A 20,209-nucleotide genomic window follows, 5' to 3' on the forward strand; every position below is an offset into this window, starting at 1 on the left:
ATCTTTTTTGTTTTACATTTCCATCGTTAAAAAAGTTGGCTGTAAGGTATAATATGATTAACTAAACTAATCATGTTATGAGGAGGCAGGCCTTCTTTATGGATTTAACGGTACGGCAAATGGAAATTATCAAACAACTGCTTGCTTCCGATAAATCCGTCACAGGTAAGCAGCTGGCCGACAAACTAGCAGTCACTGCTAGAACAGTGAAAAATGATATGGATGCTATTAACCATATTTTAAAAACAAACGGAGCCATTGTTAATTCGGCTCACAGTGTGGGTTACATATTAAAGATTGAAAACGAATCCAATTTTCGAGCATGGTTGTCAAGAAATCACCATATCCATACGGAGCATTTAAAGTACGAGAACTCAGAGGAACGGGTAAGGGAACTGATTCGTTTTCTTCTCACCATGGATCATTATATAAAGTCGGATGAGCTTGCGGAGTACATGTTTGTGAGCAAATCAACTTTACAGAATGACCTTAAAGAATTGAAGAAATTGCTTGAACCTTACAATATTATTATTGATGCCAAACCTTATTATGGATTGAAGGTAATTGGAAGCGAAATGAATTTGCGATTTGCCATATCCGAATATTTATTTGCGCATGATTCGAAAAATTCAATATACATGGACAAAAGGATTGTACCCATTCCTGATAGCGAACTTACAACTATTAGGAACATAGTGATAAAGCATACGAGTAGCCATAACATAGAGCTTTCCGATGTGGGAATAAACGATCTTGTTATTCATATAGCTATATCCTACAACAGAGTTTTACTAAACCATCACATTGATTCAATGCCAGGAGATATTGAAATCAATGAACAGAGTGCAGAATATCAAATAGCGCAAGGCATTACCAAAGAATTAAGTGACATTATGAAAGTGACTTTTCCGCAATCAGAAACAGACTATATAATGCTCCATCTTATGGGTACCAAAATGCTATCAGCCGCTAAAGATAACGACTCATTGTTACACTTAAACCAGGAGGTTTACCAATATACATTAGATATTATTAAAACGGTAGATAGCAAATTAATGTTGGGTATTGGCGAAGATGAAGAACTGGTCAAAGGGTTGTATCTACATCTTAAGCCGGCATTGAATCGTATTCGTTATGGAATGAGTCTAAGAAATCCAATGCTCGAATCTATAAAGACACGATTGCCACTTCCGTTTCAGGCAGGAGTTATTGCGAGAACGGTATTGAAAGAAAAAACCGGATTTGAAGTTAGCGATAATGAAATCGGATATTTAGCTCTGCATATCGGTGCAGCAATGGAACGCAGAAAACAAATAGAGCCTATAAGAAGATGCATAGTGGTGTGCGGGTCAGGAATGGGAAGCGCACAGCTGCTTTATTATAGGCTGCGTGCTCAATTTGCAGGGCGCATAGAAGTCACAGAGACAATGGGCTATTACAAGTTAGACAAAGCAGATTTTTCAAATATAGATTTTGTTATAAGTACAGTACCTATCGAGTTAGATATACCTGTGCCGGTAGTAATAGTTAATCCGCTGTTGGGGATTGAGGAATTAAAAAAGATTGAGAATGCAATTTGCGGTGCTCCAAAGTCGGATTTGGAATTTTTACGCAAGGATTTGGTGTTTTTATCAAGGGAGTTTGACTCACGTGAAGATGTAATTCGATTTCTCTGTAATCAGTTAATTGAAAAGGGAATAGCTAAAGGCAATCTATACGATTTTGTGCTACAAAGAGAGAAGTTCACTTCAACGGCTTACGGCAATTTAATAGCGATACCGCATCCTTTAATTCCGCAAACAGAACAAACGGTATGGGCGGTGTGTACTCTCCGGAAACCAGTGCTTTGGGAAGGGAAGCCTGTTCAGTGTGTGATTATGCTTTGTATAGCAGAAGATGGAAGCACTAGCGATCTTTCAGCTATGTACAATGTACTCGTTAAATTCACTGATGATTCTTCTTATGTGCAGCAGATTATTAATTATGGAAGTTATGATGAGTTTTACAAATTCATCCATAGCAATATATGAATTCCGATGAAACCGCCAGAAAGAATGGTGGTTTTTTCATTGATGCAATGATTTCGTTTGCAAATGGAAAAACAATAAGTTTAAAAAAGTTAATCTCATTAATATAATGATAACGAAGACGCAGCAAGAAGATCTGATTTAGATAATTAAAGGAGTAGAGTGAAATGGATGAATTGGAAAAAGTCATGATGCTGATCGCTAATTCTGGTGAAGCGCGCAGCAAATCAATGGAAGCGATTCAATGGGCCAAAAAAAAGGATTTCGATAAGGCTAAGGAGTTGTTGGCTGAAGCCAAATCATCTTCTCAGAAAGCCCACAAGATCCAAACCATGTTCATTCAGGAGGAGGCTGCTGGAAACAAACTTGAGATTAATGTATTGCTGATTCATGCGCAAGACCATTTAATGAATGCGCTAACCATACTGGATTTAGCTGGAGAATTCGTTGATCTTTATGGCGAGCTTTAGTGTAGTTTATTAACTCAAAAAACATAAAGGGGATTACAAAATGAAGGTTACCTTGGTTTGCGCAGCAGGAATGTCGACTAGTATTCTGGTACAGAAAATTAAAGCAGCAGCTGAAAAAGCGGGTGAGCCTCTTACCATCCGGGCTGTTTCTGAGACTGATTTCTCTAAATACGCTAATGATACGGAAGTTTTATTACTTGGTCCGCAAATCGGTTATTCTCTCGGTAAATTGAAGAACGAATATGAACCTCGCGGAATCAAGGTGGCTGTAATTAATACGGTTGATTACGGAATGATGAACGGGGAAAAAGTACTGAAGTTTGCCAAAGATTTGTTAGCTAACAAATAAAGCGAACTATGTTGGGGGGATAAGGCATGAGCAAGTTAGATAAATTTATAGAAACAATTAATCCAGTTATCGGGAAAATTTCAAACAGTATTTTTGTGAAATCATTAATGGGCGGTATGATGGCATCTTTCCCGGTCATCATGATTGGATCAATAGCTTCAATTCTGATGAGTTTACAAATCACAGCTTATCAGGATTTTCTTGTATCAACAAATATCAAGGATGTTCTAAATTTAATCGTATTATGTACAACAAACCTGGTAGCTTTATACACTGTTTTTGGTATGGCTTATTCTTATGCTAAACAAAAAGAACAAGATAGTTTGGCCGCGGGGATAATCGGATTCACATCATTTCTGATCATTACACCATTTACTGCAACTGCTACAGAACGTGGTACAGCGTATGCTTTACCCACACAATGGTTAGGTGGTCAGGGATTGTTTTGCGCTTTGATTGTGGGGTATTTGGCTTCAGTAATGTTTGTGTTTATCAAAAAAAGAGGCTGGACCATTAAATTGCCTGAATCGGTTCCTCCGGTTGTTGCCAACAGTTTTGCCGGAATCATTCCAGGGCTTCTGATCACACTTTTCTTTGCTATTATCGGTGTAATATTCACACATACGTCTTATGGCTCATTGCATCAAGCTATTTATTCGATTCTTCAAGTTCCTCTGCAAGGATTGGGAACAAATATTTGGGCTGTCATCATCGCTACAATCATTGCCCAATCACTATGGATGCTTGGTGTGCATGGCGGAATGGTAGTAATTCCTATTGTAGGTGTAACTTGGCATGCTGCTGACCTTGCCAATTTGGCTGCTTTAAATGCAGGCCAACCGTTACCGAATATTACAGGGGTTGCTTTTTATCAGCTTTGTACTTTTGCCGGTGGGGGCCTTGGTCTTGCGATTTGTATGCTATTTGCAAAAAGCAAAAGGTACAAGACGCTGGGAAGAATGGCAGTGTTACCGAGTGCCTTTCAAATTACAGAACCACTTATTTTCGGTACACCAATTGTAATGAACTTTAAAATGTTAATTCCTCAAGTGTTTACTCCAGTAATTTCATTGTTAATTGGATATGTGCTTACAGTAATGGGGGTTCTCCCGAGAATGTCGGGTGCCTCGGTTCCAAGTGGAACACCAATTGTAGTAAGAGGACTTCTACAAGGGGGTTGGAAGCTCGCTGTGTTTCAAGGTTGCTTAGTCTTGGTATGGATCGCTTGTTACTATCCGTTTTTCAGAAGAATTGATAAAGATGCACTTAAAGAAGAACAACAAGAGGAACTGGTGGCTCAGGAACCAGGTGCTTTACCAATATAATACGAATTGAGGAGGAAGTTGTAATGATTCAAGGTTTTCCGAAAGATTTTCTATGGGGCGGAGCTATTGCTGCAAATCAAACCGAAGGTGCGTATAACGTAGACGGAAAAGGTCCAAGCACTGCGGATACACTTGTATGTGGAGATTTCCGGGAACGGTTATTTAATATTCAAACTGAAATCAAAGATGGCGTATACTACCCAAGCCATGAAGCTATCGATTTCTATCACCGGTATAAAGAGGATGTAAAGCTCTTTGCAGAAATGGGCTTTAAGGCACTTCGTACGAGTATCGCATGGTCGAGAATTTTTCCTAATGGGGATGACGAAACACCTAACGAAAAAGGATTGCAATTTTACGATGATTTGTTTGATGAACTGCTAAGTTATGGTATTCAGCCGGTAATTACCTTGTCTCACTATGAAATGCCTTTAAATTTGTTGCACAGTTATGGAGGCTGGATTAACCGTAAGTTAATTCAATTTTTCGAAAACTATTCCAAGACTGTATTCAATCGCTACAAAGATAAAGTGAAATACTGGATGACCTTCAACGAAATTAATGTGCTGAAAATGCTCCCGTATTTGGGCGTAGGGATGCCAGTCAAGCGCGATGATCCGGAGTTTCTACAAAAGGTTTATCAAGCAGCACACCATCAATTTGTAGCAAGCAGCTTGGCTGTTAAAGCATGTCACGAAATCATTCCTGATGCAAAGATCGGTATGATGCTCGGCGGGGTACCTTCTTACGCTAAAACATGTAACCCTGCTGATGTTCTCAAAAATATGGAGAATAACCGGAGACTGTTGTTCTTTTCCGATGTACAGATGCGAGGAGAGTATCCTTCGTATATGCAAAGATATTTCGCAGAAAACAACGTACACATTCAAATGGAAGATGGCGATTTAGAAACGATCAAAAAATACCCATGTGATTACATGGCATTTAGTTTCTATTTGACCAATGTAATAAGTACAGAAACTAAAGATCGTAAGCTGACAGGAAACTTCTCGGAAGGTGAAGGCAATCCGTTTCTAGAGGCAAGTGAATGGGGATGGCAAATTGACCCGATTGGTTTGAGAATCTATTTGAATCAACTTTATGATCGCTATCAAAAGCCGCTATTTATTGCAGAGAATGGACTAGGGGCATCTGATACGGTTGTAGATGGTGTTATTAATGATGATCACCGTATTCAATATCTGCAAAAGCACATTGAAGCTATGAAAGAAGCCATAAAGGATGGCGTTGAGCTGATTGGTTATACGGCGTGGGGCTGTATTGACTTAGTGAGCTGCTCTTCCGGTGAAATGAAAAAACGGTATGGATTTATTTACGTTGATCGGAACAACGATGGAACAGGCACACTGCAGAGAACTCCGAAAAAGTCGTTTTATTGGTATAAGAAAGTAATTGCTACAAATGGCGAGGATCTGGAGAATAACTAATTTTTCTGCAGATAGTAGAAAAATAGATAGTAAAAGGTGGAGAAATCATATGCAACAAACATTTACTATTATCGATGAAGATGGAATTCATGCGCGCCCAGCGACTGCCTTGGTTAATACTGCTGTGAAGTTTAAAGAGACAGAAGTATTTGCTGAAGTTAAGGATAAAAAGGTAACACTGAAGTCTATTCTCGGCGTATTGTCGCTTGGGCTTGAACCCGGAGACAAAGTAACATTGCATACTGAAGGTGGGAATGCATCGGCAGCACTCAGCGCCCTTCAAGAAGTGATGGTTAAAGAAGGGCTGGGCGAAGTCCATGAATAGACTCACAGGAATCGCGGCTTCCGCCGGCATCGCCGTGGCCCGCGCATTTATCCTGGAGCATCCAGACTACACGATCACAAAAACATCCGTAAGTGATGCAAACGCTGAAATTGCTAAGCTGAAGGTCGCTCTCAAAAAATCGAAGAGTGAGCTCCAGCATATCAAACAAAGAACATTGACTGAGCTCGGTGAAAAAAAGGCAGAGATTTTCGAATCTCATCTGCTTATTTTAGAAGATCCAGAGCTGATTAACCCCGTAAAGGATAAAATTCGCGAAGAGGCCATTAATGCGGATTATGCCTTACAAGAAGTGGCCACACAGTTCATTACGATGTTTGAGAGCATGAAGAGCGCCTATCTGCAGGAACGCGCAGCCGACATGCGCGATGTCACGAAGCGAGTGTTAAATCACTTGTTGGGCATCGACTATGTGAGTCCGGCTGAAATCAATGAGGAAGTCATTGTCATTGCGGAGGATCTGACGCCTTCAGATACGGCTCAATTGAATCGCAAGTACGTGAAGGGCTTTACAACTAACATCGGCGGACGCACCTCACACTCGGCGATTATGGCTCGGTCGCTGGAAATACCGGCAGTTGTCGGCACAAAAACGGTTCTTTCGTCCGTTAAATCGGGAGATTTAGTGATTGTAGATGGCTTAAGTGGCGAAGTCCTGATCAATCCTGGTGAAGCTGAAGTGACTGAATTTTTGAAGAGACAGGAAACGTATAACGAGCAAATCGCGGAGTGGAAAAAACTTCGCGAGGAGCCGACTATTTCGAAGGATGGCAAGCATGTGGAACTGGCCGCTAATATCGGTACACCAAATGATGTAGTCGGTGTACTAGAGAACGGGGGCGAAGGAGTCGGACTGTACCGGACAGAGTTCTTGTATATGGGCCGTGATAAACTACCATCTGAAGAAATACAGTACAATGCGTATCGCACAGTACTGGAAAACATGAATGGAAAGCCAGTCGTTGTGCGCACGCTCGATATCGGCGGCGATAAGGAACTACCTTATTTGAAATTGCCAAAGGAAATGAATCCGTTTCTCGGATTTCGGGCGATTCGGCTCTGTCTGGAACGTCAGGACATCTTCCGTACACAGTTGCGGGCTCTATTGAGAGCTAGTGTTCATGGAGATTTGCGTATCATGTTCCCGATGATCGCTACACTTAGAGAATTCCGTGTTGCACGCGACTTGCTGTTTGAGGAGAGATCAAAACTCCGTGAGGAAGGCTACGAAATTAGTGGTAATATCCAACTCGGCATCATGGTGGAGATTCCGTCAACAGCGATACTAGCCGATCAGTTCGCAAAAGATGTAGATTTCTTCAGCATCGGCACAAACGACCTGATCCAATACACGATGGCAGCAGACCGCATGAATGAGCAGGTATCGTACCTGTACCAACCGTACAACCCGGCAATATTGCGTTTAGTGAAAATCGTCATCGATGCAGCTCATGCCCAAGGCAAATGGGTAGGCATGTGCGGCGAAATGGCCGGAGACGCTACAGCAATTCCACTGTTGCTAGGTCTGGGACTCGACGAATTTAGCATGAGCGCGACTTCAATTTTGCCTGCTCGCAACCAAATTGCAAGACTGTCAGCTGCTGAGATGAAGGAGTTGGCCGACAAGGCACTGCAGCTCAGCACTGCAGAGGACGTTGCAGAGCTAGTTAAGAATTTTTTGATAAGTTACTTCAGTCTTTGTTCCAGTTAATTAGTTTTCCCCGATGACCTTTTTCCAACTACTATTACTGCGGCTTCTACACAGAAGCCGTCTTTTTACGTGTGTGCTCATATTCAATTTCAGTAAATTTAGGTAGGCTTAAACCATACTAAAAATTCGAAATGCCACAATTCAGCCGAGGGACTAAATCAGTGGCATTCTTTATATGAGTATATTGGAATTTAGTTTACTGCAGCAGGATGGTTGCGATTTTCTGATTCTTCTTTAGGCTGTGCAGCTTTTTTGAGAAAAAATGAAAGTATAAGACCTAATATGCCTATAGCTACAATAACAACATATGCATCATTAATTCCTTCAATGGTTGCCATTAGTTGAATGTGTTTTTGTCCATCAACATCCACCGCTGTTCTGGACGCCATCCATTCGTTAAGGTGACTTTTTGAACGACTGGACATGACGGTAACGAGAAGTGAGGTGCCAACTGCCCCAGCTACTTGCCGGACGGTGTTAGAGATAGCTGTACCATGTGCGTATAACTGTTTTGGAAGCTGATTGAGACCAGCGGTTTGAACAGGCATCATAAGCAGTGCTATACCAACCCGGCGACCGGTTGAAAATAGAATTAAGTAGATAAAACTCGTAGATTCTTTTAAGTTAACAAATCCGAAGGTTGTAAGGATAATAATAAACATTCCGATAATACAGAGCCACTTAGCTCCAAATTTATCGAATAAACGTCCAGATACAGGCATGAGTAAACCCATAATTAAGGCACCTGGAAGCAAAAGAAGTCCGGATTCTAAAGCGGTAAACCCCCGAGCGTTTTGAAGATATAATGGCAATAACATCATATCGGCATACATAACCATTGTAACGGCTACATTAATCAACGTTGTGAGGGTGAACATATTGAATTTAAAAACACGCAGATCTAGAAAGGCATCTTTAGAATGTAATTGTCGAGTAGTAAACAATGTAAGGGCTACAAAACCTAAGATTAGTGTTATGATGACCTCAATGCTGGACCAGCCAATACTTCCTGCACGACTGAATCCATAAAGGACTAATCCAAAACCAGCACTTGATAAGATAAAACTAAATGAATCCAGCTTAGTTTCCTTAGGCTCTGATACGTTTTTAAGGTAAATAAATGCACAAACAATAACTACAACGGTAAATGGCAACATCCAATAAAACATAGACTGCCAAGAGTAATTCTCAATCATGTACCCCGCAAATGCAGGACCGATAGCTGGAGCAAAGACTACGGCTAATCCAACAATGCCCATTGCGGAGCCTCTTTTCTCGGGAGGGAAAAGGATGAGTACAACGTTAGTTAGAAACGGCATAAGTATTCCAGCACCGGCAGCTTGAATCAAACGCCCGATCAATAATGCCGGAAAATTAACTGCGAGAGCCGAGATTAATGTGCCCACCAGAAAAATCATCATTGACCCCTGAAAGAGCTGGCGAGTGGAAAAGCGATTCATTAGAAATGCTGTAATTGGAATCAATACGCCGTTTACCAGCATATAACCTGTTGTTAACCACTGAGCGGTGGCTGCAGTTATGTTGAAATCGTGGATTAATTCGGGGACAGCGACACTCATTATAGTTTGATTTAAAGTAGCTAAGAAAGCACCTATTATTGCAATGAAAATTATTGGGACTTTCTTAATAACTGTGTCTGGGGCATCATTCACGTTCAGTCATCCTCTCTAAGATCTCATCTAATTAACAACTTGTTGCATAATCAACTGTATATAAATTAGATTATAGTTATGAACCAAATATTTACAAGCGACCGATTTTTGAGTTTTGTAAATTAAACTACAGATGATAATTTTGTTGTTTAAAATCGGCAGAATATAAGACAGATTCTATACATTTGTAGAGGTAATACTTTATTAGAAAGGATGATTTTATTGGAACCTGTAAATCTGCGTACTGATCCCAGAGTTATAAGAACTCGTCATTTGATCAAAGAGGCGTTTGTTGAACTATTAGAAGAAAGAGAGATAAATAAAATAACAGTAAACGTCCTTGCTGAACGGGCAACAATAAATCGCGTTACATTTTATTTACATTATCAAAGTATTCCAGATATGATTGAGAAGTTTGCGGATGAAATGATTGAAGATATACGAGATGTATTGAAGCATCCGCAAGAAGACGAGAATGGAGATTGGCCATTTGTGTTAGGGTTGTTTACTCATATAGGTGCTAATTCTAAATTTTATAAGGTTATTCTTGCATCTAAGCGAACACCTCTGTTTATGGAGAAATTAAAAGAGTTTTTAACAGAAACAATTAGCGCACGATTTGAAAGTAGTCCATTTACTGATAAATCAACAATTCAAAAGGGTTTTGCGATCTGGTATATTTCAGCTGCTCTAATCGGGATTATTATTGCTTGGTTAAGAGCTGATATGCCATATTCTCCTGCTTATTTAGCTAAGCAATTTAACCTAATGCATTCATATGATAAAACGAATTTAGCAGCGCATAGATAGTACTAAAAGGGACCTACTGCAAAAATAAGTGCAGAAGGTCCCTTTTGTTTAAAATTAATATTTCTTTAACGTGATCTAATTAATTTATGAACAAAATATTGATACCATGAATTCACATTAAATTACAAAGGAGAGAAATGAGTATGAATCGTATGGAAGGCAAGGTTGCATTAGTTACAGGAGCTGGGAGCGGGATTGGGAGAGCATGTGCCATATTAATGGCTAAAGAAGGTGCTAAGGTTGTACTGACAGACATTCAGTTAGAGAAGCTGGAGGCCGTTGCTGAAGAAATTCAATCATTTAATGGAGAAGTGTTTTATAAGTGCCATAATGTTGCCTCTGAAAGTGAATGGTTATCTGTTATTGAGGATTCGGTAGACAAATTCGGTACTGTTAATGTACTTGTGAATAGCGCCGGTATAAATAGTAGAGGTGACTCAATGGAAGAGTGGGACCGGGTGACCAGGATTAACTTGCGTGGAAGTTATATGGGAATGAAATATCTCATTCCTGTTATGCAGGGAAACGGCGGCGGTTCAATTATCAACATTTGTTCACTGGCTGGAATCACAGGGGGCGGGTTCAATGGATATGCTGCTGCTAAAGGAGGTATCCGTGCTGTTTCCAGAGCCGCGGCGGTTGATTATGCTAAAGATAATATTCGGGTTAATTCTATATATCCGGGACTAATTATTACGCCTATGACTGAGGCAATTCTCCAGCATGACAAGATGAAACAAGAGTTTGAACAAAAAACACCGTTGGCTAGGTTTGGAACTCCAGAAGATATTGCTAATGGAGTTGTATATTTGGCTTCAGATGAGGCTTCATTTGTTACGGGAGCAGAGCTGGTCATTGATGGGGGGACCGCTGCTCTATAAAAAAATAGTGATAACTCAAATAAGAAGCGCTGGATATCCAGCGCTTCTTATTTGAGGAAATTTTGTTTTAGAATCTCTGCAAGCTTCTTCGGGCTTTCCTCACACCCTTGATCGAGCCAGCGTTTCAAGACTGTGGTTAATCCTGCCTGAAAGTAGACAAAATGGTACATCATCTCTTCATCAGAGGTTATTCCTAAGGATTCATAATGAGGAATCATTACATCATGCCACAAAGCCTCAAACCCCTTTTGAATCGGGTATGTATGCTGATTGTGCACAAAATCGCGGTAGAATTTTTGATTACTATATATAAATTCAAAAAAAACTTCTAAATTGCTAATTGAAAGGAAATTGTGTGGCTCCACCATTCCTGCGAATTGCTCTAAGAGATTTTGACTCATATTGACATCAATTTTTTCCATAAGATCAAAAATATCTAAATAGTGAGCATAGAAAGTAGAGCGATTAATCCCTGCTTTTTCACAGAGTTCTTTAACTGAAATTTGGCGGAGTTCACGGCCTTCAAGTAATTCAATTAATGATTGTTGAATTAATAGTTCAGTATCTTTAAAACGTTTATTATTTTTTCGGTTCATCTTTCCTCCTTGAACATTATTCCAACAGATGTTTGATTATTGACGGTTGATGGAGTAATTGTAAAGCTAGATAATTAATTTAGCAAGTTATGCTGTATAGGCCTAAACCGAAAATAATCAGGGAGATGAGAAGCTGATGTCAACAGTACAGGGTAAATTAAATGGAAAAGTAGTATTAATTACAGGAGCCGGCAGCGGGATGGGGTATGCCACGACTAAGTTATTCGTAGAAGAAGGGGCTAAGGTTGTGGCTGTGGATTATTCCGAAGAAGCAATTAAACAGTGGGATAACACAGAGAATGTAATTGCTCTAGTTGGGGATGTTACAGAATTGGAAGATATAGACCGAATGGTTGGTGAGGCCGAACAACAATTTGGTAGACTCGATTGTGTATGTAATATTGCAGGCATCAATGATCTTAGCTATCCTCTGGATGCTACGGATGACGAACGTTGGGACAGAGTCATGGATATTGATCTAAAAGCACCGTTTCGTATTTGCCGAAAAGCTGTGCCTGTTATGATTAAATCAGGTGGGGGCAGTATTGTTAATATTGGCTCCTACGCTTCCGAAAGAGGGAACCATGGCCCTAGCTATACAGCGGCAAAGGCCGGACTCACTGGATTGACCAAAAGTATAGCAGTCGGGTATGGAAAAGAAGGCATTCGCTGCAATATCATTAATCCTGGGGGAACCAACACCAATATCCATAAGAATTCGGGAGGAGCATATCATCCTGCTGGACAAGCATTATCCAAAATTGTGGCAAGCTTCCCTGTGAATAGTTATGGACAACCAGAGGACATTGCAAAGGCTTGTCTGTTCCTCTGTAGTGATGATGCTAAGCAAATAAATGGGGCTGTCCTTGCAGTTGATGGTGGAATGGCTTGCTGTTAAATTATGCCTAAAAAAGAAAGGCTAATTTATAATTAAATACACTAAGGGTTCCAACTTTTGAGTTGGAGCCCTTGTTTATTTTTGTTTTGTTTTATATTCAATTCGAAAGCCTTCAATTTTTTGATAAAGTTGACTTAGCAGAACGGAAGAATATTTTATTAGTCTCCAAAGCTTTCCTGACCATAAGCAGCTAGTTCCAATAATTAGTGTTCCCATGAACATCGTTGCGCTCTGGAATACAGCTGATTGCGGCACAGGCACTGAGTCAAATATACCCATGTTAATTTGCTTAATCATAATAATCACCAGACAAACGGTCATATAAATAAGACGAAATACTTTTCGGGTTGTATACAGCATCGTTCTGCGGGCAGCATAGATGTTTTTTTTCCTTAGTATCATGACTTGAAAAATAAATGTGAGCAGATAACTTAGGGTGGCTGCACCAATTACTTTGGTCAAAGGATCTGTATATCCCAAATCCATATCTTTATTCCAATTATGATGAAAGAGAATGATAAAGCTATTCATACCAATGATGCCAATGTAAGTAATATCCCAGAGGAATAAGTATTTTTCATTTTGCTTAGCTTTAGATAGAAATTCTTTAATGTAATTCATAAGCATCATTTTATCCAAAATATCGAGAATAGATCGTTAAATGAGAAGTCATTAAGTAAGAGAGCAACCATCAAACCTGCACAACCTACGATCATACAAAAAGTTCCTATGAGAAAACTAACCTTAATAGTTCTTCTAAACGATTTTTTTGCATTATACAGTAAATTGCGGACGAAGCTTATTATTGTGACTGCTAGAGTAACAAAGAGGATTGCAATGGCAGTAGCAGTTAATATTCCTCCAAATAAAGCCGAAACAAATGGAATTGACCATGTATTAAGAGTTACTGCAGTTACTGTGCCGCGAATAACCACAAGCACGGATACAATAGCTAAAATGGTGCAAGCAAATGCCATCCCGACAAGAAATAGTGAGATGAACAATTTAATCATGTAGATAATAACCTTGGTTAGACTGCCTTCAAAATAATCAGTCTCATCCTGCTGTTCAAAATTAGGCTCATAAAATGAGTCATGATTAGTATTACTTCTTTGATTGATTCTGATAGCACGCTGTTCATGTAATCTATGAATATTATTTATCCCTCGGATTAAATGTTCACCATCTGCAATCCTAGCAGGGTTGGGTAAACCGGCGATAGCACCGAGTAAGCTATATCCCCAGAACATAGATAATGCAAATGTGCTTAGGACAAAGACCATATTGTCTGAGGGGATTGGAAGAAGTTTCATGGCGTTGAGGAAAATCAATAATAAATTCAACCATAAAGTTCTTATTAAGTAACCTTTGCTTTCCTGGCGATCTCCTGTCAAATATGCAATAGCCAATCCAGGTAACAAAAAGTGGGCAATAATGTTTGTCGTTTTTGCAGGCATGGTGGGTTCCTCCTAATACTTTTTAATTGAAGCAAAACCATAATATCCGGAATTTGTTTTAAGTTTGGTTGGCTTTTGTTAAAGATTTATTAATATAAAAAAAGACCGGCGATAAGCCGATCTGTTCGTTAATGTGTTCTGACTAACGGAAGAATCACGGTAAAAGTAGTGCCAGCTCTGCGTTTAGTAACTACGGATATCTTACCATTCATTTTATCAAGCACTCGCTTAACCATGGCAAGCCCCAAACCGTTACCCTCACCAGAATGTGAAGTATCCCCTTGATAAAACTTGTCAAATATGTGCCGGGTAGTTTCCTCATCCATTCCACATCCGGTGTCCTCAACAGAGATTGAGACATTCTTTTCAAGCTGCTTTAATGTCACTTTTATTGTCCCACCATGATCCGTAAATTTAAGCGCATTAGAGAATAAATTGTTCCAGACGATTTCAAGTAAAGAGGGGTCGCTAGAAATGATAACTTCTTCCGAATCGCTTTCAAAGATGAATTCAATCTCTTTCTTTTCCCACAATTCTTCAAAAGCTAAGGCACAGTAACGTAACTGTTCACATAAGTCATATGTCTCAGGGAGTGGTAAGATTTCCTGATTTTCTAATTTGTTTAACTTCAAAATGTTTGTAACCAATAAGGATAATCTTTGTGAGGCAGAGATAATAACATCTACATATTCTTCTTGAGTCTCTGATGTGAGTTTTCTATTTTTAAGTGCTGTTGCGTAGCTTTGAATTGTATTTAGCGGTGTTTTAATTTCATGGGAGACATTGGCGACAAAATCACTTTTCATTGTTTCTATACCAGCTAGCTCCTGAGCCATTTTATTAAAGTCATTGATAAGAGGCTCCATAGGACTATTTTTCCCGCTGTGTTCAACTCGAGCAGTAAAGTCACCCTCTGTTATGCGTCGGGCGGCTTCTGCAATTTTTTGGATCGGACGGCCATAACTCATTTTTTTTGAAAAAGTAAGCACTATGAGAACCACAAGGTTTGTAACCATAAGGTTTCCAAACAGTGCTAAGGGTAAGATAAAGGAATCATCTCTTCCACTTTTAGTATATTGCAAGAAAACATAGCTGTAACTGCTCGTTACAGCTAGCATTATAAGAAACAGTTGAACATAATTTTTAAACGAAATAAAGGATGCTGTATTATTTTTTTCTTTGGCTTCTCTCATTTAATCACCGCTTTATAGCCGAGGCCCCGTACTGTAACAATCTCAAAGTCGTTACATTCAGATAATTTCTCCCGGAGTTTTGTAATATGCACATCGACTACACGAGGGCCTGTCTCTGTATCGATCCCCCAAAATTCAGACATAAGCTGTGCACGTGTAAAAGTTTTCTTTGGGTAGGATAATAATTTAAAAAGAATGCTAAATTCCCGATATGTGAGGGATACCTCATGACTATTTAAATAAGCAGCACGTTCCTCCAGGTTCAAAGTAAGGCTGCCAACTACGATCTTTTTTTCATTGGCAATAGATGAGCGGCGCATCAAAGCATTAATTCGAAGAATCATTTCATCTAACTCAATGGGTTTAACCATGTAGTCATCTATACCCAGTCGAAATCCCTTTTGTTTAGAGGACATGTCGTCACGTGAGGTCATAAAGAGAATAGGTATATCTTGGTCAGTTCCTCTTATAGTCTTTGCAAATTCAAAACCGTCAATTCCAGGCATCATAATATCAGAAATGATTAGATCAAAAGACATTGTGTACATCAGATCGTAAGCCAATTGAGGATTCTTGCAACCTGTTGCCATAAAACCATTATCATTCAAATGTGTACAAACCAGACGGTTAAATTCCAAATCGTCTTCAACAACTAGAATATTGGTCAAAGTTATACCCCCTTATCAAGCATATTTTTGATCGTAACATATTTATATTTAACTTTTGTTAATCTCCCCAATCTTACAACTGAGCTTAATAATTCTTTAACAGGAGACTAACAACTGTACAATATTTAATATTCATAATGATGTTGCTTCCCAGAAATATATTGTGAAGACAACAGGAGAGTTCCAAAGGGAGAAAACGATGGATAAATTAATTAATGTTTTAAAGAAGCATACGGTGTATTCCTTAAGATTTAAACTGATATTTCCATTAATAATTGTACAGATTCTTAGTACAAATATCGGTCAAGTTGTAAATTTCTTTATGGAGAAAGGAAAACAAGTAATAGAAACAGTAGGAGTAAACACGGAGTACATGGACAATATTGGATTTCGTGTTTCATCTGGTTTAAGCATTTTAATTTCGGTACTTATCCTTATTTTTCTGTATCAAAAATTAATTTTTAAACGACTTAAAAAAGTCCTTATCTACTCAGAGAGACTGGGTGAAGGGGATTTAACGAGTGAGCTGAATTTTAAGGGAAACGATGATATTAGCAGGTTAGGCAAATCACTAGACAAAAGTACCGAAAAGATAAAGAAACTAATTGAAAATATTTCTAATATTTCTACAAATCTAAATTGTGCCAGCGATGGTCTTGTAGAGGCCACTGATAATTCTGTAGGAAGCATTAACAGTATACACAAAAAATCCTCTACTCTATCAGTTGATGCTTCTCAAATGTTTGATGCGACAAAGAAAGCGAATGTTTCTGTAAAAGAAATCAATAGCACTAGTGAATTTCTGAAAAACAAAGTTGAATTATCTCTTGAAAATTCAAATGATATGAAAGCTAGAGCTGCTCAAATGGAGCACAAAGCAACAAAATCACTTGAGTATGCCAACTTAACGTATATCGAAAAACAGGATAATTTAATGAGAGCCCTTGAGGCAGGAAAAATTGTAGATGAAATTATAGTTATTTCTGAGAGTATAAAAGAGATTTCGTCACAGACTAACTTACTTGCGTTAAATGCTTCTATAGAGGCTGCAAGAGCGGGTGTACATGGAAAGGGATTTGAGGTTGTGGCAGAGGAGGTAAGGAAGCTGGCAGGGAAATCGACGGAGGCTATCCTCGATGTAGATTATCTAGTAGTTCAAATCAAGTCTGTATTTAATAATTTGGCCAGTAGCTCTCAAGATATCCTTAATTATATTGATAAAAATATTAGGGAAGACTACGAATTGTTAGTTCAGACGGGGAGACAATACCAAGAGGATGCAATGCTCATCAATACCCTGTCAGAGGAAGTTAGTACAGCTACTAATGCGGTAACTGGAGCCATTATAGAAATCAATCAGGTTTTGGTTACTGTTACTGACATCTCATCTAAAACATTGAATTATACAAATGAGATTAGCTCTAGTTTATCAAATATTAGTACGGTCATGAATAATACTAATGACTCTATGGCAAGACAATCGGAATTATCGAATGACTTAATGACATCCATTCAACGATTTAAGTGGTGATCTGATTAATAAAAATAATAATTATTGAAACTAGGAGGTAACATCTAATGACTCATCTTTCTGTGGTTGTGCCAATTTTTAACGAAGAAGACAATATAATAGACTTATACTTTAATATTATTGGAGCTATGAAGGATAAGCTCAACGATTATGAAATAGTTTTTGTAGATGACGGTAGTCGCGATCAAAGTGCTCGGTTGCTGAATGAAATTGCACAGGGTAACTCGTTAGTAAAGGTAATTCATTTGGAACAAAGGTATGGAATGACTGCTGCAATATGGGCGGGAATTCAGCATTCTGAAGGTGAACTTATTGCTTTGATGGACGCCGGTCTGCAGGCAGATCCGAGGGACATCTTCAGTTTAATGCCTTTCATTGATAAAATTGATTTTGTGAACGGAAGGTGGAAAGATAGCAAGGAATCATGGGTCAACAAAACAGCTTATCAAACCGGAAATCGCATTCGAACCTGGATATCCGGGGATAAATTCCATGACGCAACCTGTCCGCTGAAGTTGTTTAAGCGAGAGGTGGCTGAGAGCATGTACTTTTTTAAAGGGATGCATCGATTCTTACCCACACTTGCCCGAATGAGTGGCTATTCGGTGATTGAAGTGTCCGTTACGCACCAAAAGCGAAAGTACGGCTCTCCAAGGATAGGATTATTTTATAAGATCGGCGGGGGGATAATGGATGCTTTCATAGTTAACCGGCTAAGAAAGAGAGTAATACGGTATCGAATTAAAGAAAGATTGAATGTATTTTGACTTAAATAAAACGCCACTACTGATATGGGTGATGAACTCATTCAGTTATGATGCTTTTTACTACCTTTGAATGTTATAACTGATTCCAAAAGGACTAAGACTTAAGATTGCAATTCAAAGCTAACATTAACTGTCGTTGGGTAACATCGCCTACGAAGCGGGTCTTGCTACCCATCATGAAGAGGCCTTTTAGTAGACAGAATAAGTTTATCCGGTCTGAGCTCCTTCCACACTTTTTCGGAATGCTAATGCAGCTCTTCTGGCGGGGATGGGTTCAAAACCGGCACAAAACGGTCCATAAACATCCATAGACTCTTCATTTGGACTAACATTATTAATCCGGATTCCTCTAGGCAACTCGATAGCCGCAGACTGTACAAACGCTTTAATTGCCCTCCAGCCATTGTTAAAGAAATACCTCCTATAATAGGGTGATCCATAAAAATACCTGTTATTAGTGTAAAGCTCCCGCGATCCTGAACATGGCCTAACCCAAGTAATACCAGGTTAATTTGCCCTTTCATCTTACCTAAAATAGCAATTTCGTTATTCTCAGGCGATAACTCCTGGATGGGGCCAAAGTAAGCTTGCCCAGCCGTAAAAACCACTGCATCTACTATACCTTCAGCGTTATACATGTCGATATAAATTGATTTTGCTGATCTTGAACTTTTGTTTTCATAATGGAAAATTGGATGATTAGAAAGGGACAACCACAGTGGAAAATAGAGCAAAGACGATTAAAAGAAGGACGGGGACAAGGTCATTTTGCAGACTACGGTAGCGTCAAGAAGTTTGTGTAAGAGAGTAGAAGTACCCCCGGGTTACGGGTTGGGGGTGCAGGTGTTTCTGGGGGGCGGGGGAACCCCAATGTTGTCAGGTTAAGCATTTATAGCCCCCGCCTTTTGGTTTTTGTGAATTTATTAGCTCTTGTCTGCTTATCTCGCATGAAAGAGCGGCCTTTGACGACTGGAACGATATAGCGCTGAAGCTCTTCCAGAAAGTGATCCTGCAGAGACTCCCTCTTTCCATCATCCTCTTCTAATGCCATTTCAATGAGCCGGTTACGCAGTTTGCCGACCAAGATATTTCGGTTAATTCGGTATTCAGTGTACTTCAGTTCCTTCGTTCGTTGGCTTACATTCATTTGTTCCTCAGCCTCATTTTCCAATACGGAAGCCATGTTACTTAGTAGTACTGTAGCGTAAAAGTCCTGCTCAATAAGTTGGGTTTTTTGTCCTGAAAAGTTCTCAATCTCAAACTTCTGTTTCAAATCATCGAAACGTGTTTCAATCCCCCATCTTTTGAAATAAAGCGGTTTGCACGCTTCGTAATTCAGTTCATCTGCGCTGACATTCGTCAGCAGAATTTCCGTCTCGCCGGTGGAAAGTTCTACTTTTAAGACTCGAATGTGAATCATTGTTCCTGGCAAAATTATTGTTCCTTGCCTCTTGAGTTCGTAGGCTCTGGATTTCGTAATTTCAATCGTCACGTTTTCATCCGGCTGAGTGGTATTCATGATCTCTTTGTAGAATGAACCTTTAGCTCGCATCAAATAAGCGATTCCCTTCTCTTGCAAGTACAACAAAAAGTCTGCAGACGGATAGCCACGATCAAACAGGATCAAATTCCGAATGGATGAGGTTTTCAGTTGTAGAAAATGTTCAATATTGCGCTTCGCTAGATCGCGTTCATTATCGTCATAGCGGCTCAGACAGGTACTTACAACCAACTTGTTCTCTACATCGTATAGGTGGGAGGAAAGGGCTCTGGCGATCCGAAACCCTATCTTGTATGTTGTCGTGAATCCATATACACTCCGGGTTTCCGATGTATTGGGTAGTTCCATTACACTGTCGTCCATCGCCAGTAGGCGAAAGCCGTGGTACGTTTTGAATTCTTCCTCTTCGTAAAAAGCTTGAACTAGTTCGTCATTAAGCATCGTAAACGCGGTAGGGGGGTCCACTGCCTTTTTCTTAAATTTCTCATCGTACGTTCTTCTCATTTCTCCCATAGAAAAATCCCCTCCATAGTAGACAGATTAATCGGCTTGCTTTTATCT

At 39.4% G+C, this 20,209-nt stretch carries 19 protein-coding genes and 1 pseudogene; 12 read left to right on the top strand and 8 right to left on the bottom strand.

Annotation, left to right across the window (positions count from 1 at the left end; translation table 11 throughout):
• Window positions 1-98 precede the first annotated feature (98 nt).
• From NYE33_RS13225 to ptsP, 7 genes are all read left to right on the top strand, one after another.
• On the top strand, window positions 99-2,030 hold the full coding sequence (locus tag NYE33_RS13225) for a BglG family transcription antiterminator (protein WP_052422032.1): 1,932 nt from the start codon (window positions 99-101) through the stop codon (window positions 2,028-2,030).
• A gap of 164 nt (window positions 2,031-2,194) precedes the next feature.
• On the top strand, window positions 2,195-2,497 hold the full coding sequence (locus NYE33_RS13230) for a PTS lactose/cellobiose transporter subunit IIA (RefSeq protein ID WP_042139251.1): 303 nt from the start codon (window positions 2,195-2,197) through the stop codon (window positions 2,495-2,497).
• 40 nt (window positions 2,498-2,537) lie between these two features.
• On the top strand, window positions 2,538-2,846 hold the full coding sequence (locus tag NYE33_RS13235) for a PTS sugar transporter subunit IIB (protein ID WP_042139250.1): 309 nt from the start codon (window positions 2,538-2,540) through the stop codon (window positions 2,844-2,846).
• Window positions 2,847-2,872: 26 nt separating this feature from the next.
• Window positions 2,873-4,171, top strand: a complete 1,299-nt coding sequence (locus tag NYE33_RS13240) for a PTS sugar transporter subunit IIC (RefSeq protein ID WP_042139249.1) — start codon at window positions 2,873-2,875, stop codon at window positions 4,169-4,171.
• Window positions 4,172-4,194: 23 nt separating this feature from the next.
• Window positions 4,195-5,619, top strand: a complete 1,425-nt coding sequence (locus tag NYE33_RS13245; protein WP_042139248.1) for a glycoside hydrolase family 1 protein — start codon at window positions 4,195-4,197, stop codon at window positions 5,617-5,619.
• Between the two features lie 49 nt (window positions 5,620-5,668).
• Window positions 5,669-5,944: an HPr family phosphocarrier protein gene (locus NYE33_RS13250; protein ID WP_042139247.1), complete on the top strand. Its 276-nt coding sequence runs from the start codon at window positions 5,669-5,671 to the stop codon at window positions 5,942-5,944.
• The gene (gene ptsP / locus NYE33_RS13255; protein ID WP_042139246.1) at window positions 5,937-7,673 is read left to right on the top strand and encodes a phosphoenolpyruvate--protein phosphotransferase; all 1,737 of its coding nucleotides are present in this window, start codon (window positions 5,937-5,939) and stop codon (window positions 7,671-7,673) included. Before NYE33_RS13250 ends, ptsP begins: the two co-directional genes overlap by 8 nt.
• A gap of 191 nt (window positions 7,674-7,864) precedes the next feature.
• Here ptsP and NYE33_RS13260 read toward each other — a convergent pair whose 3' ends face one another.
• Window positions 7,865-9,346, bottom strand: a complete 1,482-nt coding sequence (locus tag NYE33_RS13260; RefSeq protein ID WP_341066045.1) for a DHA2 family efflux MFS transporter permease subunit — start codon at window positions 9,344-9,346, stop codon at window positions 7,865-7,867.
• A 213-nt stretch (window positions 9,347-9,559) separates the two neighbouring features.
• Between NYE33_RS13260 and NYE33_RS13265 the strand changes: the two genes are divergently transcribed.
• Both NYE33_RS13265 and NYE33_RS13270 read left to right on the top strand, forming a co-directional pair.
• Window positions 9,560-10,156 carry a TetR/AcrR family transcriptional regulator gene (locus tag NYE33_RS13265; protein WP_042139245.1) on the top strand — a complete coding sequence of 199 codons (597 nt, stop codon included), beginning with the start codon at window positions 9,560-9,562 and terminating at the stop codon, window positions 10,154-10,156.
• Window positions 10,157-10,299: 143 nt separating this feature from the next.
• Complete coding sequence (locus tag NYE33_RS13270) at window positions 10,300-11,037, top strand: SDR family NAD(P)-dependent oxidoreductase (protein WP_042139244.1); 738 nt, start codon at window positions 10,300-10,302, stop codon at window positions 11,035-11,037.
• 47 nt (window positions 11,038-11,084) lie between these two features.
• Here the strand turns inward: NYE33_RS13270 and NYE33_RS13275 are convergent, their stop codons facing one another.
• Window positions 11,085-11,633: a TetR/AcrR family transcriptional regulator gene (locus NYE33_RS13275; protein ID WP_042139214.1), complete on the bottom strand. Its 549-nt coding sequence runs from the start codon at window positions 11,631-11,633 to the stop codon at window positions 11,085-11,087.
• 136 nt (window positions 11,634-11,769) lie between these two features.
• Between NYE33_RS13275 and NYE33_RS13280 the strand changes: the two genes are divergently transcribed.
• On the top strand, window positions 11,770-12,531 hold the full coding sequence (locus tag NYE33_RS13280) for an SDR family NAD(P)-dependent oxidoreductase (protein WP_341066049.1): 762 nt from the start codon (window positions 11,770-11,772) through the stop codon (window positions 12,529-12,531).
• 75 nt (window positions 12,532-12,606) lie between these two features.
• On the opposite strand, the gene NYE33_RS13285 is transcribed toward NYE33_RS13280, so the two are convergent.
• The 4 genes from NYE33_RS13285 to NYE33_RS13300 form a co-directional block, all read right to left on the bottom strand.
• Entirely contained in the window at window positions 12,607-13,152 is a 546-nt protein-coding gene (locus tag NYE33_RS13285; RefSeq protein ID WP_156118704.1) for a hypothetical protein, read from the bottom strand.
• 5 nt (window positions 13,153-13,157) lie between these two features.
• On the bottom strand, window positions 13,158-13,988 hold the full coding sequence (locus NYE33_RS13290) for a hypothetical protein (protein ID WP_042139241.1): 831 nt from the start codon (window positions 13,986-13,988) through the stop codon (window positions 13,158-13,160).
• A 128-nt stretch (window positions 13,989-14,116) separates the two neighbouring features.
• Window positions 14,117-15,181: a sensor histidine kinase gene (locus tag NYE33_RS13295; RefSeq protein ID WP_042139240.1), complete on the bottom strand. Its 1,065-nt coding sequence runs from the start codon at window positions 15,179-15,181 to the stop codon at window positions 14,117-14,119.
• Window positions 15,178-15,849, bottom strand: coding sequence for a response regulator transcription factor (locus tag NYE33_RS13300; protein WP_042139239.1), 672 nt, complete (start codon window positions 15,847-15,849; stop codon window positions 15,178-15,180). Before NYE33_RS13300 ends, NYE33_RS13295 begins: the two co-directional genes overlap by 4 nt.
• Window positions 15,850-16,048: 199 nt before the next feature.
• Between NYE33_RS13300 and NYE33_RS13305 the strand changes: the two genes are divergently transcribed.
• Entirely contained in the window at window positions 16,049-17,380 is a 1,332-nt protein-coding gene (locus tag NYE33_RS13305; RefSeq protein WP_042139237.1) for a methyl-accepting chemotaxis protein, read from the top strand.
• Window positions 17,381-17,427: 47 nt separating this feature from the next.
• Complete coding sequence (locus NYE33_RS13310) at window positions 17,428-18,147, top strand: glycosyltransferase family 2 protein (RefSeq protein WP_042139236.1); 720 nt, start codon at window positions 17,428-17,430, stop codon at window positions 18,145-18,147.
• Window positions 18,148-18,354: 207 nt separating this feature from the next.
• On the opposite strand, the pseudogene NYE33_RS36475 reads toward NYE33_RS13310, so the two are convergent.
• Both NYE33_RS36475 and NYE33_RS13320 read right to left on the bottom strand, forming a co-directional pair.
• Window positions 18,355-18,483 (bottom strand): annotated as a pseudogene (locus tag NYE33_RS36475) (short chain dehydrogenase); the annotation flags it as partial.
• A gap of 553 nt (window positions 18,484-19,036) precedes the next feature.
• Window positions 19,037-20,161, bottom strand: a complete 1,125-nt coding sequence (locus NYE33_RS13320; RefSeq protein ID WP_052422030.1) for an IS4 family transposase — start codon at window positions 20,159-20,161, stop codon at window positions 19,037-19,039.
• Window positions 20,162-20,209 lie beyond the last annotated feature (48 nt).

It is taken from the genome of Paenibacillus sp. FSL R10-2199 (assembly GCF_038000235.1).
Taxonomy (GTDB): Bacteria; Bacillota; Bacilli; order Paenibacillales; family Paenibacillaceae; genus Paenibacillus_AQ; species Paenibacillus_AQ phytohabitans.